Origin of the sequence: Microtetraspora sp. NBRC 13810, from assembly GCF_030268685.1 — a bacterium.
Classification (GTDB): domain Bacteria; phylum Actinomycetota; class Actinomycetes; order Streptosporangiales; family Streptosporangiaceae; genus BSRQ01.
In genome coordinates, this window is the sequence record NZ_BSRQ01000004.1 from 140,552 (window position 1) to 154,243 (window position 13,692).

At 72.2% G+C, this 13,692-nt stretch carries 13 protein-coding genes and 1 pseudogene; 4 read left to right on the plus strand and 10 right to left on the minus strand.

What is annotated here, in order from left to right; all coding sequences use genetic code 11:
• Positions 1–7: 7 nt before the first annotated feature.
• Positions 8–193: pseudogene (locus tag QSK26_RS10280) on the plus strand (DUF4158 domain-containing protein); the annotation flags it as partial.
• Positions 173–445, plus strand: a complete 273-nt coding sequence (locus tag QSK26_RS10285; RefSeq protein ID WP_502888694.1) for a Tn3 family transposase — start codon at positions 173–175, stop codon at positions 443–445. The pseudogene QSK26_RS10280 and the gene QSK26_RS10285, both read left to right, overlap by 21 nt.
• 145 nt (positions 446–590) lie before the next feature.
• Here the strand turns inward: QSK26_RS10285 and QSK26_RS10290 are convergent, their stop codons facing one another.
• Both QSK26_RS10290 and QSK26_RS10295 read right to left on the minus strand, forming a co-directional pair.
• The gene (locus QSK26_RS10290) at positions 591–1,214 is read right to left on the minus strand and encodes an NADPH-dependent F420 reductase (RefSeq protein WP_285774811.1); all 624 of its coding nucleotides are present in this window, start codon (positions 1,212–1,214) and stop codon (positions 591–593) included.
• A gap of 34 nt (positions 1,215–1,248) precedes the next feature.
• Positions 1,249–1,983 (minus strand): SDR family NAD(P)-dependent oxidoreductase, encoded by a 735-nt coding sequence (locus tag QSK26_RS10295; RefSeq protein ID WP_285774812.1) that lies wholly within the window; start codon positions 1,981–1,983, stop codon positions 1,249–1,251.
• 143 nt (positions 1,984–2,126) lie between these two features.
• On the opposite strand from QSK26_RS10295, the gene QSK26_RS10300 reads away from it, so the two are divergent.
• Positions 2,127–2,738 carry a TetR/AcrR family transcriptional regulator gene (locus tag QSK26_RS10300; protein ID WP_285774813.1) on the plus strand — a complete coding sequence of 204 codons (612 nt, stop codon included), beginning with the start codon at positions 2,127–2,129 and terminating at the stop codon, positions 2,736–2,738.
• A 129-nt stretch (positions 2,739–2,867) separates the two neighbouring features.
• Here the strand turns inward: QSK26_RS10300 and QSK26_RS10305 are convergent, their stop codons facing one another.
• Positions 2,868–3,188, minus strand: a complete 321-nt coding sequence (locus QSK26_RS10305) for a hypothetical protein (RefSeq protein WP_285774814.1) — start codon at positions 3,186–3,188, stop codon at positions 2,868–2,870.
• A 186-nt stretch (positions 3,189–3,374) separates the two neighbouring features.
• On the opposite strand from QSK26_RS10305, the gene QSK26_RS10310 reads away from it, so the two are divergent.
• Entirely contained in the window at positions 3,375–4,058 is a 684-nt protein-coding gene (locus tag QSK26_RS10310) for an alpha/beta hydrolase family protein (protein ID WP_285774815.1), read from the plus strand.
• Positions 4,059–4,184: 126 nt separating this feature from the next.
• Here QSK26_RS10310 and QSK26_RS10315 read toward each other — a convergent pair whose 3' ends face one another.
• The 7 genes from QSK26_RS10315 to QSK26_RS10345 form a co-directional block, all read right to left on the minus strand.
• Positions 4,185–4,343, minus strand: coding sequence for a hypothetical protein (locus tag QSK26_RS10315; protein WP_285774816.1), 159 nt, complete (start codon positions 4,341–4,343; stop codon positions 4,185–4,187).
• Between the two features lie 68 nt (positions 4,344–4,411).
• A complete protein-coding gene (locus tag QSK26_RS10320) occupies positions 4,412–4,966 on the minus strand; it encodes an FxsA family protein (RefSeq protein ID WP_285774817.1) in 555 nt (184 codons plus the stop codon).
• 324 nt (positions 4,967–5,290) lie between these two features.
• Positions 5,291–6,088: an acetolactate decarboxylase gene (gene budA, locus QSK26_RS10325; protein WP_285774818.1), complete on the minus strand. Its 798-nt coding sequence runs from the start codon at positions 6,086–6,088 to the stop codon at positions 5,291–5,293.
• An 18-nt stretch (positions 6,089–6,106) separates the two neighbouring features.
• Positions 6,107–7,786, minus strand: a complete 1,680-nt coding sequence (alsS, locus tag QSK26_RS10330) for an acetolactate synthase AlsS (RefSeq protein ID WP_285774819.1) — start codon at positions 7,784–7,786, stop codon at positions 6,107–6,109.
• Positions 7,787–7,919: 133 nt separating this feature from the next.
• Positions 7,920–8,663 carry a polyprenol monophosphomannose synthase gene (locus tag QSK26_RS10335; protein WP_285774820.1) on the minus strand — a complete coding sequence of 248 codons (744 nt, stop codon included), beginning with the start codon at positions 8,661–8,663 and terminating at the stop codon, positions 7,920–7,922.
• Complete coding sequence (gene lnt, locus QSK26_RS10340; RefSeq protein ID WP_285774821.1) at positions 8,663–10,306, minus strand: apolipoprotein N-acyltransferase; 1,644 nt, start codon at positions 10,304–10,306, stop codon at positions 8,663–8,665. The genes QSK26_RS10335 and lnt overlap by 1 nt, the downstream gene beginning before the upstream one ends.
• Positions 10,307–11,240: 934 nt before the next feature.
• On the minus strand, positions 11,241–13,652 hold the full coding sequence (locus QSK26_RS10345; RefSeq protein ID WP_502888690.1) for a HelD family protein: 2,412 nt from the start codon (positions 13,650–13,652) through the stop codon (positions 11,241–11,243).
• Positions 13,653–13,692 lie beyond the last annotated feature (40 nt).

Here is a 13,692-nt window from a genome sequence, read left to right on the forward strand (position 1 = left end):
GGCCCTGTCGCGACCGGAGCTGGAGCGGTTCTTCTTCCTGGATGACGAGGACCGCAAGCTGATCGCGAAGCGGCGCGGGGACCACAGTCGGCTCGGGTTCGCTCTCCAGATGTGCACGGTGCGCTACATCGGCCGGTTCCTCCCGGACGACCCGCCAGACGTGCCGTGGGTCGTGATCGAGCACCTGGCCGGCGCAGCTCGGCATCGCGGGCGGCGCGCGCTCTGGACGACCCGCTACATCGACGCCGCCGTCGCCCAGCTCCAGGCCGAGGGCCACGAGATCCGCGAGGAGGACATCGCCCGGCTTTCCCCGCTCAAGCACCGCAATGTGAACCTGCTCGGCCACTACAGCTTCACCGCCAGCGTCCCGGCCGCCGGCGCCCTACGCCCGCTGCGCGACCCGGACGCGCCTGGGCTGGACGAGGACGACGAAGCCGGGGAGTGAGCACGCTGCTCGACATCTCCCGGGCGCCCTCGATCTCAGCGGTGAGAGCGTAGGCGATCTTAGCATGCCGGGCATGCCACTGGACCCCGAGAGCACCCGCTACGTGGTGCGACACCAGCAATTCGGTGATCCGTCAACCGTTTGCTCAGACGGGAAGTTCGGTGATGCTGAGGGCGAAGTCCAGGTTCCCCACCCCGTGGTTGGCGAGGCCCACCGTGACCACGCCCGCGCCTTCCAGCCAGTGCGCCATTTTCAGGCCGCCGACGTCCAGCGGGCGCAGCCCGAGGCTCTCGATGAACGCCTCCACACTTGCCTTGGCCTGCGCGTTATCGCCGGCGATGAAGACGTCGGGCCGACCCTTCTCCAGGACATGACGGAAGATGGTGTTGAACGCCTTCACCACGCTGGCGCCGGCCGGGGCCGCCTTGGCGACTTCCTGCGCGATCGAGGTCTCCTCGCGGTGGGCTAGCCCGTCGAACGTGGAATTGAAGGGATTGCTGATGTCGACGATGACCTTGCCCGCGAGAGCGTCTCCGTACTGAGCGACGACCGGCACGACACTGTCGTACAACAAGGCCACGATGACGATGTCCCCCGCCGGGGCGGTGCCCCATTCTCCCGTCGTGGCGCTGCCGCCGAGAGCCTTGGCCAGGTCAGCGGCCTTGGACTGATCGCGGCCCATGACCTCGACGGTGTTGCCGCCCGCTACCGCCCGCGCGCCGATGGTGCGAGCCATGTTCCCGGTGCCGATGATGCTGATGTTGCTCATAAGATGTCCTGCCCTGGGGTTGTGTGTTGTCGGTTCAGATGGCGGTGGTGCCGCCGTCGGCGACGAGTTCCATGCCGTTGACGTAGCTGGAGTCGTCGGAGGCGAGGAAGAGGGCGACGGTGGCGATTTCGTCGGGGCGGCCCATCTGGCCACGGGGGATGAGGGACTCGAACTGGCGCTTGGTGGCCTCGTCGAAGAGTTCTTCCTGCTTGGCAGTGGCGACCTGGCCGGGGGTCAGGACGTTGACGCGGATGCGGCGGTCCTTGAGCTCGTTGAGCCAGATTCGGGCCCAGGCTTGTTGGACGGCCTTGCTGCCGGCGTAGACGCTCCAGCCGGGGAAGGCGCCGAGGGAGGCGTTGGAGCCGGTCATGAGGATGGAGCCGCCGTCGTTGAAGAGCGGGAGGGCCTTCTGGACGGTGAACAGGGTGCCGCGGGCGTTGAGCCCGAACCAGGTGTCGAACTGGGCCTCGGTGATCTCGCCGAGCGGGGCGGGCTCGCCCCCTCCGGCGCTGGCCCACAGCACGTCGAGGCTTCCCTTCTCCCGCTTGACGGTGTCGTACAGGCGGTCCAGGTCGTCCAGGTCGGCAGCGTCGCCCCGGACGCCGGTGACGTTGCGGCCGATCTGCTTCACGGCCTCGTCCAGGGCCTCCTGGCGGCGGCCGGTGATGAAGACGTGCGCTCCCTCATCGACGAACAGCTTCGCGCCGGCCAGCGCCATGCCGCTGGTGCCGCCGGTGATGACCGCGACCTTGCCGTCAAGCTTTCCCATAGTCGCTCCCTTGGGTCGGTGGTGCCCTGCGCACCAGGGGTGACGATGTTATGTACACCGATCTGTGTGCTTACGGTACGGGGTGGACGGCCGGGACGCAAACTATGTACACCGGTCGTTACCCAGCGGCGTACCATGGACCCATGACGGAGATGGAGAAGGGCCCCAAGGGCCGCCGTCGCGGCCGGGGCGCCCGCGAGCGCATCCTCAGTGCGTCCCAGCAGCTGTTCCGCGAGCAGGGCGTCAACCGCACCGGCATGAACGAGCTTTGCGCGGCGGCCGAGGTGTCCAAGCGCACGGCCTACCAGCACTTCACCGGCAAGGACGAAATCGTCGCCGAGTACCTGCGCCGGTTCGACCCCTCCGTTCTGTCCGGCGTGTTCGACCGCACCGACCTCACGCCCCGCGAACGGCTCCTCGCCGCCTTCGACATCCCCCCCACCACCCCCCTGTGCCCCTTCATCGCCGCCGCCGTTGAACTCCACGACCCCCAGCACCCCGCGTCCCAGTACGCACGCGACTACAAGAAAGCCGTCGCCGCGCGGTTCGCCGACACCGCCCGCGAAGCCGGCGCCGCCGACCCCGAACAGCTCGGCGAGCAGCTCGCCCTGCTCATCGACGGCGCCGCGGCCCGCACCCGGGTCCTCAACGCCGACGCCTTCCCCACCGCCGCCGCCATCGCCGCCGTCCTCATCGACAACGCCATCCCCGCCGCAGCCGGCGATGACCGGCGATGGGAGGAGGTGTCAAGTTAACGTGGCACTCCGCGGCGGGGCTGGACGCGCTGCCGGTCGCGCGACCGCACCCGCTGGTACGCGACACCAGCCGCCCGGCACCTGGCCTGGGGTCGTCAACGAGCACCGAACGGAGTGCCATGTCATTGGCTATGCGAGTGTCATGATGAGCTGCAGCGGGACTTCGGCTTCGCCGAGGTGGGTGGCGGCGCTGTGGCGCAGCTGGTGCAGGTCGAGCCCGGCGTACTTCTCCAGCAGGACGCGGGCGCGGTCGTAGCCGAGGCGGGCGCGGCCGGTGTGCGGGCAGATGTCGGCGGCCGCCGGACGGCGGGCGGGGACCGGGCGGCGTTCGGACAGGAACAGCGGGCCCTGCGTGCGTGTGCTGCCGTCCGGGAGGAGGAAGGCGTCGGCGGCCGCGGCGAGGCTGACGCCTCCACCGCGCAGGGCGGTGACCTTCGCCACGGCGCTCATGCCGACCGCCCGGCGGCGCTCGTTGCGCCGGCCTTGCTGATGTGCTTATCACGCACATGGGTCAGGACGATCTGGGCCCGATTCGGAGTCGGCGGGTGGCTGTTCGACCGGGAAGAAGATCGGGCTGAACAGGTGCTGTGTGCGGTCCGGCGTTGGCTGGTTGGTCAACAGGGGCAGGATCACGAGGTGACCCACACCCACGCCGCCCAGGTGGCGGCAATCTCGGACTTCACGATGAGCGACGAGTACGTCCCGCACGCCGTCGCGGCCATCCGCCTGCTCCAGCGCCGCCCGGCCGTCGACGCCGGGCGGGTGTTTGTCGTGGGCCACAGCATGGGCGGCAAGGTCGCCCCGCGGGTCGCCGCCGCCGAGCCGTCCGTGGCCGGGCTGGTGATCTTGGCCGGTGACACCCAGCCGATGCACCGGGCCGCCGTTCGCGTCGTCCGCCATCTCGCCTCGCTCGATCCCGGTGCGCAGGCCGCGGTCGAGGCGATCACGCGGCAGGCCGCACTCGTCGACAGCCCTCAGCTGTCGGCCGAGACACCCGCCGCGGACCTGCCATTCGGCTTTTCGGGAGCGTACTGGTTGGACTTGCGCGGCTACGACCCGGTCGCGACCGCGGCCGCGCTGGACAAGCCGATGCTCATCCTGCAGGGCGGCCGCGACTACCAGGTGACCGTCGCCGACGACCTCGCGGGCTGGCAGGCAGGCCTCGCCCACCGTACGGACGTCACCATCCGCGTCTACGACGCCGACGACCACCTGTTCTTCCCCGGCTCAGGCCCGTCCACGCCCGCGGACTACGACAAGCCCCAGCACGTCGACGCGGCCGTGGTCACCGACATCGCCGACTGGCTGGCACGACGTTGACCGGGCCACAATCGCCAGCCCAGAGGACACGACGGTGCGGACGCGGGCGAACACCCGCATCCGCATCCCGAGAGTGCCTACCTGCACCGGAACGGCCAGTGGCGAGGACCCGAACCCCACGGCTCGTTAAAGCCGCTGGCCGTTCGGTTGCTGATCAAGCCCCGCTTCGCCCGGCAGACTGGTCAGCTCCAGGCGGCGATCGGTTCGCAGCTGGATCTCGCCGTACGGGGTCATGTTCGAGTGAAAGATCGGGGTTAGGCTCCGCCGGTCGGCGTCGGTCAGCACGCCCTGCCACTCCTGCTCTGCACGTCGGTTGGAGGCGAGCTCGCCGGGCCGCCCCATGGTCAGGGCGGTCAGGGCAGCCGCTGTTGCGGCGGGCGGGGGTCTTCGTCCCGGTCCTGCTCGCGGATGACCTGGCCGTGGATGACCGGGCCGCGGTTGTCCTCGCGCTCGGCGAAAGGGCCGCCGAACGGTGAGCCGCCGAACGGCACCTGGCCGAACGGGGATCCGGCGGCGCCCTGCCGCTGCGCCGCGGCGGCCATCGCCTTCATCCGCCGGGTGAAGAACCAGCGGGCGAGCCTGCGCACGGCGGGCCGGGTGAAGGGCAGCACGGCCAGGAAGCCGGCGATGTCGGTGACGAAGCCGGGGGTCAGCAGCAGCGCGCCACCGGCCAGCACGGCGCCGGCGTCGGCCAGCTCGCGGTCGGGCATCCGGCCCGAGGTCAGCGCGTCCTGCAGGCTGCGCCAGACGCGGCGGCCCTCCCGGCGCACCAGCCACGCGCCCAGCAGGCTGTCGGCCAGCAGCAGCGCCACGGTGGGCCATCCCCCGATGACCTCTCCGACCTGGATGAGCACCCAGATCTCCAGGACCGGGACCACCAGGAACGCGAGGAACAACAGTAGGCGCATCTCTTCCTCAATCAACGCGGCAGCCGTATAGGAGACTCAACGTCGAAACCCGCCCCGGCGTTCCACGCCGGCGCAAAACCACCCGCCGATCTTCGCAGCCCCCGCCGCCTCGGCACGCCACGGGCGAAGCCGATCCGGTAGCGACAACCGCGCACGGCGCGCCGCAGGCAAAACCGATCCGATACCGGCAACCGCGCACGGCGCACCGCGGGCGAAGTGGATCCGGTCCCGGCGGCGCGCCCGAGCGGGTGCGGCCGATCGGGGGTCCTCGAAGTATCGGCCCCGCCGCGGGCCGTGGGGCGTGGCCTCCTCCCCGGCTCCCCCTCAGCCGCCTTCCGCCTTCCTGACGTGTGCCGCGATGTTCTCCAGGGACAGCCTCGCGTTCAGGAACGCCTCCGTCCTGGGCAGGCTCAGGTGCAGCTCCGACGAGCTGCCGACCGCTATCTCCCCATGCGCCAGCTCGAAGTCCAGCGCGTGCCCGCCGCGGCGGTGCGAGGCGTCGAGGAAGTGCAGGTGGTAGCCGGCCACCGAGATGCCCTGCTCGTAGTCCGGGGTGCGGAAGCCCGCCAGGGTGCCGGTGACGCCGGTGAGGTCGGTGACCGGTTCGTTCTCCGTCGCCCGGGTCAGCGGCGGGTAGGGCGGCGTCTGGGCCATGACCGTCCTGGTCCGCATCCGGGCGAACGTCCCGTCGATCCGGACGGCCTGGATGAGGTTGTTCGTGCCGACGGCCCGGTCGATGAGCGCGACGACGGCGTCCCTGCCGGCCGGGGACGTCACGGACAGGCGGGTCTCGGGGCGGAAGCCGGTGACGACGGCGAACGGGGTGCGCTCGCCGGGGGCGGCGACGGTGGCGCGGCCGTCGGAGCGCAGATGGTGGCAGACGCCGTCGAGGACGACCATCTCGCCGTCGAGCCGGTTGAACGTGCCGAGCCCGAAGTCGCCGTGGGTGAGAAGCTCGGCGACGGTCACGTCGCCGACGTAGATGCCGTCGAGCAGGGCGCCGATCGTCGAGGTCTGGTAGATCACGCGGGAGACGTCCGGGTCGCCGCCGCCTCCGTGGTGGTGCGCCAGCACGGTGCGCACCCACGCGCCGAAGCGGTCGCGCGCGGCGGGCTCCTTCATCGCTGCCTCCCGATGCGGCTATTCGAAGGGATCGTCGGACAGATGGGCGTACAGCTCGGTGTTGTGGGTGTAGTCGACCGGCACGTCGACGACGGAGGGGCCGGGTTCGGCGAGGGCCCGCCTCAGCGTGGGGACGAACTCCTCCGAGGAGCGCACCCGGTGGCCGTGCGCCCCGAACGCCTCGGCGTACCTGACGACGTCGAGGTCGCCCAGCTCGACGCCGACCTTGCGGCCGAACTTGAGGAGTTGCTGGAATCCCACCATGTCATAGCCGTTGTCCCGCATGATCACGTGGGTGAACGTCGCCCCCAGGCGTACCGCGGTGTCGAGTTCCATGGAGGAGTACAGGAAGCCGCCGTCGCCGGAGACCGAGACGACCTGCGTGCCGGGGCGGACGAGCGTCGCGGCGATCGCCCACGGCAGGGCGACGCCGAGCGTCTGCTGGCCGTTGCTGAACAGCAGGTGGCGCGGCCGGTAGGCGCGGAAGTGGCGGGCCATGTAGACGTAGTTGGAGCCCACGTCGCAGGTCACCGTCGCGTCGTCGGCGAGCTCCTCGCGCAGCCGCAGCACCAGGGCCGTCGGGTTCATCCCGGTCAGGCCGTGGTCGCGGCTCCCGGCGATGTCGTCGATCGCGGCGAGGGCCTGGCGCTGGGCGGCGATCTCCATCCGGTGCTCGTCGTTCAGGGTGAGACCGGTCAGCGCGCGGTCCAGCTCGCCGACCGTGGCCGCGACGTCGCCGCGCAGTTCCAGGGCGGGCTGGTACCGGTTGTCGATCTGGGCCGGGATCGAGTCGACGTGCACGATCTCCCGGGCTCCGGCGTTCCACAGGGCGGGGTCGTACTCGACCGGGTCGAAGCCGACGGTGACGACGACGTCCGCGGCGCCGATGACCATGTCGCCGGGCTGGTTCCTGAACAGCCCGACCCTGCCCAGGTAGTGCGACTCCAGCTCCCTGGACACCAGGCCCGCCGCCTGGAAGGTCTCCACCAGCGGCAGGCCGGGGATGCCGGCCAGCAGCGCGCGCACCGCGGCGGAGGCGGCGGGTCCCGCGCCGCGCGCGCCGGCGAGCAGGGCCGGCCTGCGGGCCGAGCGGATCAGCCGCGCGGCCCGTTCGACGCCGGCGGCCGGGGCGGGGCCGAGGGCTCCCACGGCCGGCGGCCTGGCGATGCGCTCGGCGGTGGGGGCGGCCATGACGTCGCTCGGCAGGATGAGGGCGGCCGCGCCGCGGGGTTCGGTCACCGCGGCGCGCAGGGCGTTGGCCACCGCCTCCGGCACGTTGTCGGGGTCGTCGACCTCGCCGGTGTACTTGGTGACCGCCGCCAGCAGCGTCTCGGCGTTCATCGACTGGTGGGTGCGCTTGAGCCGCCCGGCGCGCGGCACCGCGCCGCACAGCGCCAGCACGGGGTCGCCTTCGGTGTCGGCCGTGACCAGGCCGGTGGCGAGGTTGGCGGTGCCGGGGCCCGAGGTGACCAGGACGACGCCCGGGATGCCGGTCAGCCGGCCGACGGCCGCGGCCATGAACGCGGCGTTCTGCTCGTGGCGGCACACGACCAGGCGGGGTCCCCCGTCGGCCAGGGCGTCGTACACCTGGTCGATCTTCGCTCCGGGCACCCCGAAGATGTACCGCACCCCGCGGGCCTGGAGTTCGTCGATGACCCGCTGGGCGCTGCGCACCGGGTGGGTCTCGGTCGCGTGCATCGGATCCTTCTTCCCCGGCGGGCGGCCGGGCCGGGCCCGGCGGCGCGCCTTCAGGATCTCCGCGCTCGGTCGTGGAACGCCTCTCCACCAGCCTACGCGGGCGGATCCCGGGGGTGCGGGGCGGTGCCGCCGGTCAGCGGGGGCGGCCGAAGCGGCCGGGGAGCCCGGTGACGCCCCAGACGGTGACCCGCCACAGGGCCTCGGCCACGACGTTCCGGCTCATCTTGCTCTGGCCGGCCGTGCGGTCGACGAAGGTGATGGGCACCTCGGTCACCCGCAGCCGGTTGCGGACCGTGCGCAGGGTGAGGTCGACCTGGAAGCAGTAGCCCTGCGACTCGACGTCGTCCAGGCCGATCTTCTCCAGGGTGCCCGCGCGGTAGACCCGGAACCCGGCCGTGGCGTCGCGGACCGGCACGCCCAGCATCATCCGGGTGTAGAGGTTGGCGCCGCGGGACAGGAACTCCCGCGAGCCGGGCCAGTTGACCACCTTGCCGCCCGGCACCCACCGCGACCCGATCACCAGGTCGGCCCCGTCCAGCAGCGCGTCGAACAGCCTGGGCAGCTCTTCGGGCTGGTGGGAGCCGTCGGCGTCCATCTCGACCAGGACGTCGTAGCCCTCCCGCAGACCCCAGCGGAATCCGGCGATGTAGGCGGCGCCGAGACCCTGCTTGGCCTCCCGGTGCAGCACGTGCACGTGGTCGTCCCCGGCGGCGAGCGCGTCGGCGATCTCGCCCGTGCCGTCGGGGCTGGCGTCGTCGACGACGAGCAGGTGCACCTCGGGCACGGCGGCCCGGAGCCTCGCGGCGATCTGCGGAAGGTTGTCCCGTTCGTTGTACGTCGGGACGATCACCAGGACCCTGCCCAGCATCCGCTCCATCACGAGTCCCCGCCTTCCGCGAGTTCGCCCCGGCGTCTCCTGCCCTGCCAGAACGCGGCGGCCACGGCGCCGGCGCCCAGTGCTATGAGTGCCCATTCGGGCGCCGCGCCCACCCTCGTGGCGATGGTCAATTCGGTACGTACCGGGACAGTCACTACATTCATGTCGGGGACGAGTTCCCGCGTCTCCCAGGCCACATGACCATCGGGGGTGACGTAGGCGGAGATCCCCGTGGTCGCCGCCGTGATCACCGGGCGGTTGTGCTCCACCGCGCGGAGCTGGGACATGGCGAGCTGCTGCGGGGGCAGGTTGGTCAGGGCGTACGTGGCGTTGTTGGTCTGCACGACCAGCGGCGAGCCGCCGGCCCGCACGGTGCCGCGGACCACGCCGTCGAAGGCCACCTCATAGCAGTTGACCGCGCCGACGGTGACCGGGCCCATCCTGAGGTCGCCGTCCCGGTCGCCGGCCACCGACTGGCGTCCCACCAGGTTGGCCCGCTGGAACAGCTTCAGCACGATGTCCTTCATGGGGGTGAACTCACCGAAGGGCACCAGTTTCTGCTTGTCGTAGAAGGCGCCCGGGCCGGTGGCCGGGTCCCAGACCAGGCTGCGGGTCGCCCGGTGCTCGTCGCCGATCGCGACGACCGCGCCGACCAGGACGGGCACTCCGACGTCCTTGACCGCCGCGTCTATGGTGGCGTTGGCGTAGGCGTCACGGTAGGGGTCGATGTCGGTGGAGTTCTCGGGCAGGGCGACCAGGTCGGGCCTGGGCAGCTTGCCCTCGCGGACCGCCTGGGCCATCTCGTGCAGCTTGCCGGTGTGGTTGCGCAGCACCACGGCGGGCTCGTCGCCCATCGGGGTCATGCCGCGGCCCGGCACGTTGCCCTGGACGATGCCGACGTTCACCGTCCGGCCGCCCTCCCCGCCCGGCCGCTGCACGGCGTAGGCGAGCAGCGGAACGGCCAGCGCCCCGGCCACCGGCAGCGCCAGGAGACGCGTGAGCCCGCGAGAGCGGCCCGCGTCGCGCGCCTGGCCCCGCCGTACGGAGGCCAGGGTCAGGGCGATCAGCGTGCCGCACAGGGCCACGGCGAAGGTGACCAGCGGAACGCCGCCGAGCGCGGCGTAGGGCGTGAAGACCGACTCGCCCTGACTGAAGCCGACCCGCGCCCACGGGAAGCCGCCGAACGGGAAGGCGCCGCGCGCCCACTCCGTCGGCACCCACAGGCAGGCGGCCCACAGCGGCCACCAGCGCAGCCGGCAGACCAGCGCGACCCCCACGCTCATCACGGCGTAGTAGAGGCTCTCGATGGCGACCAGGCCCGCCCAGGCGTCGTACCCGATCGGGCGCACCCAGGCCAGCGTGGGCAGCAGGAACGCCGCGCCGCCGACGTAGCCCAGCCACAGGGCCCGCCGGAGGCGGACGCCGCGCACCGACAGGGTCAGCAGCGCGATGCCGAGGGGCGCCAGGAACCACAGGCTGATCGGCGGGAAGGCGAGGAACAGCGCAAGGCCGCCGGCGACGGCGGCGGCCACCCGCGCGGGAAGACCGCCGGGGAAGGCCGCGCCCCGCGGTGTCGCGGCTGTCGTCTCGGGGGGTGTCACGGCGGCCGGGGCGGCGGCCGGGGCGCCAGTCTTGTCCTGCACCACGAGAGGGGGCTCTCCTTGCGTCGGCACTGGTCGGGGCGCCGCCGGCGGGTGCTCCTGACCGTATAGCCGAAACGCTACCGCTCCCGGGTGCGTTTCCCGAACCCGGTGGCACGAAAGGGGTACGCCCTGATTTCCGGCGCCGTCCGCCGCGATCGCGCCCCCGGACCGCGATCGGCGCCGCGTCGCGGGGTGACCCCGATGGCCGGCCGCCACCAGGGTCACCCGACGCGTGCGGTGACCTGCACGGAACGGGAAGAGGGCCCGGAGACCCTTCGGACCGGATCCGTCCCGTCGGCGGCGAGCTCGGAACTCCGTTGTCTACTGGGCATCCGGGCCCGTCCCGGGTCCAACCCCCCGCCCGGCTGGGGTGCCCCGACTCGACGGATCACCGGCCCTGCGCCTGGCTGTACGGACGAAGTCGCACTCCGTCACGGGCGCAGGATCCGACGATGTCAGAGACGGCCAACCGGCCAGTCCCGTGCTGGACTGCGCAGCAAACTACCGACCTCAGCTCAGATGTCAACCGTGCCCCGATCAGCGAGAAAGCAATGTTTGGCTGTGGCCTTCTTTTGCCGATCCGGGAGACAGCGAATCCGCAGGCCGGCAGCCGTTTGTCGGCCGATGACAGGGAGTGGCCGAGTCTCCGGAATCCCCCTGCCGCCGCCCCCCGTTCCGCCGCTTACCGGTCATCCACCGGTCAACGGCCGGCGCACGCAAGGAGCACGGAACCGGGCAACCCCAAACCGAACGAGAACAAGGACGGCAGCACCGCCTACAGCGCCATGTACGAGGACCCCGTGGGCGAGTGGGCCACGAAGACGGTCAAGAGGCCGCAGGGCGCCGCTTCGCCGGGCCCCGGTTCCGGGGACGCGAGGGGCGCGGAAGGCCGCCGCCCCGGGTGGTGCCACGCCGGAGCGGCGACACGCGGCCCCTACCGGCCGCCGAGCCGTCCGGGGTGTCCGGGGTGTCCGTTCAGCCGGGAGAGGACCTGCGGGAGCCGTCCGGTGTGCACCACGCCGAGGCGCTGGGTGGCCCGGGTCAGCGCCACGTACAGGTCGCCGGCGCCGCGCGGGGACTCGGTCAGGATCAGCCCCGGCTCCACCACGATCACCGAGTCGAACTCCAGCCCCTTGGCGTCGGCGACGGTGAGCACGGCGGCCGGCGCGTCCAGCGCGGCGGCGCCGGGCCCGGCCACCGCGCCCGGCACCGACGCGGTCACCGCCGCGCCCACCTCGGCCGCGAGCGAGCGGGGGACGAGCACCGCCAGCCGTCCCTCTCCGGCGGCCTCCTCGCCGGCGATCTCGCCCACGTCCGCCGGCGCCGCCTCCAGCGCCCACGGCGCGGCGCCGGCCTCGCGCACCGAGGAGGGCACTTTCAGCTCCGGGCCGATGAGCCGCAGCACGTCGGCGGCGACCGCCATCAGCTCGGCGGGGGTGCGGTAGTTGACGGTGAGGGTCTCCTCGCGGTGGCGGCCCTGGGTGTAGGGGGCGAGCATCTCGGCCCAGGAGCGCGGGGCGACGGTGGAACCGGTCTGGGCGATGTCACCGACGATGGTCATGGCCCTGGCGGGGCAGCGGCGCATCACCGCCCGCCAGGCCATCGGGGACAGCTCCTGGGCCTCGTCCACGATCACGTAGCCGAAGGTCCAGGTGCGGTCGGCGGCGGCGCGCTCGGCGGTGGTGCGGTAGTCGGCGTCGCCGGTGTGCCGGGAGGCGAACCGCTCGGCGTCCATGATGTCGGCCATGCCGGTCAGCTCCAGCACCTCCTTGGCGTACTTGAGCTGCAGCTCGCGCTCCTCCTCCTCGGCCTCCCTGGCCGCGGCGCGCTCCTCCTCCGCCATCCACGCGCTGGCCCGCAGCACGTGCTCGTCGATGTCGCCGAGCAGTTCGGCCGCCTCGTCGAGCAGCGGCACGTCGGCCTCGGTCCAGTAGTCCGCGCCGGCCCGCGGCGGCTCGCGGCGCAGCAGGGCCCGCTCGTCGGGGGTGAGGTCCGCGGCGGCGTAGCCGATCCGCTCGGGGGAGGTGTAGAGGCCGATGAGGAGCTGCTGCGGGGTGAGGTAGGGCCACATCTTGTTCAGCGCGGCGCGTACGGCGGGCTCGGTGCGCAGTTCCTCACGGATGTCGGCGAGTTCCTCGTCGTCGATGACGCCCCGGCCGAGTTGCTTGGCCGACTGGCGGGCCAGCGCGTTGAGCAGGTGCCGTACGAAGACCGCGCGGGCCTCGTTGTGTCCCCGGCGCGAGCGCGCGGCCTTGTTCCTGGCCGCCTCGAAGGCGCGCCCGTCCAGGACGAGCCGGCGGTCGCCGAGGTCGATCTCCACGGGCCGGCGCGGCACCCGCTGCCGGTCGCGTACGGCCCGCGCGATGACGCCCGCCATCCGCGCGTCCCCCTTGACCGCGGCGACGGCGGCGGGCTCCACGGCCCTGGCGGTGATCCCCGGGTACAGCTCGCCCACGGTGGACAGCAGCACGTCGGTCTCGCCGAGGGAGGGCAGCACCTGCTCGATGTAGCGCAGGAAGGTGAGGTTGGGGCCGAGGATGAGCACGCCGCGTTTGGCGAGCTTGTCCCTGTGCGTGTAGAGCAGGTAGGCCGCGCGGTGCAGGGCGACGACGGTCTTGCCGGTGCCCGGGCCGCCCTGGACCACCAGGACGCCGCCGAGGTCGGCGCGGATGATCCGGTCCTGCTCGGCCTGGATGGTGGCGACGATGTCGCGCATGCGGCCGGTGCGCGCCGCGCCGAGCGAGGCGAGCAGGGCGGCCTCGCCGTTCAGCGTGGCACGGTCGGCGTCGGCGAGGTTGTCCAGGTCGAGCAGGTCGTCGTCGATCCCGGTCACCCGCCGTTCCCTGGTCTGCAGGTGCCTGCGCCGGGTGACGCCCATCGGCGCGGCGGGGGTGGCCCGGTAGAACGGCTGGGCGACCGGCGCGCGCCAGTCGATCAGCAGCCGCCGCTCGTCGTCGGAGAGCCCGATCCGGCCGACGTAGAGGGAGGTCTGGTCGGCGTGGTCGAGGCGGCCGAAGCACAGGCCGCTCTCCACCGCCCACAGCCGCGCCAGGCGCTGGGCGTACATGTCGGCGAAGGAGTCACGCTCGGAGCGGTTCTGCATCGTGCCTCCCCCGCCCTGGGCGAGCACGCCGTCCAGTTGCCGCCGCGTGTGCTCGCGCAAGGCGTCGAGTCGCCGGTAGAGCCGCGACACGTAGTCCTGCTCCTTGGCCAGCTCTGCTTGACGGCGAGCCGCCGCTCCGTTAATATTGGTGGTAATGGGAGTCTCCGGGCCTGTGTGCTTGTTGTGACGACAAACTCTCACCCTAGCAGGTCCGTCGAGTTTTCCCCTCCCCCAAGCGTCCACATTTTGCTTCGCCGGTGACGTTCGCCCTTCTTCCGTCCCG

Coding starts and splice junctions, on each gene's coding strand:
- QSK26_RS10290 (WP_285774811.1), bottom strand. CDS start 1,214: ATGAGCAACATCAGCATCATCGGCACCGGGAACATGGCTCGCACCATC.
- QSK26_RS10295 (WP_285774812.1), bottom strand. CDS start 1,983: ATGGGAAAGCTTGACGGCAAGGTCGCGGTCATCACCGGCGGCACCAGC.
- QSK26_RS10300 (WP_285774813.1), top strand. CDS start 2,127: ATGACGGAGATGGAGAAGGGCCCCAAGGGCCGCCGTCGCGGCCGGGGC.
- QSK26_RS10305 (WP_285774814.1), bottom strand. CDS start 3,188: ATGAGCGCCGTGGCGAAGGTCACCGCCCTGCGCGGTGGAGGCGTCAGC.
- QSK26_RS10320 (WP_285774817.1), bottom strand. CDS start 4,966: ATGCGCCTACTGTTGTTCCTCGCGTTCCTGGTGGTCCCGGTCCTGGAG.
- budA (WP_285774818.1), bottom strand. CDS start 6,088: ATGAAGGAGCCCGCCGCGCGCGACCGCTTCGGCGCGTGGGTGCGCACC.
- alsS (WP_285774819.1), bottom strand. CDS start 7,786: ATGCACGCGACCGAGACCCACCCGGTGCGCAGCGCCCAGCGGGTCATC.
- QSK26_RS10335 (WP_285774820.1), bottom strand. CDS start 8,663: ATGGAGCGGATGCTGGGCAGGGTCCTGGTGATCGTCCCGACGTACAAC.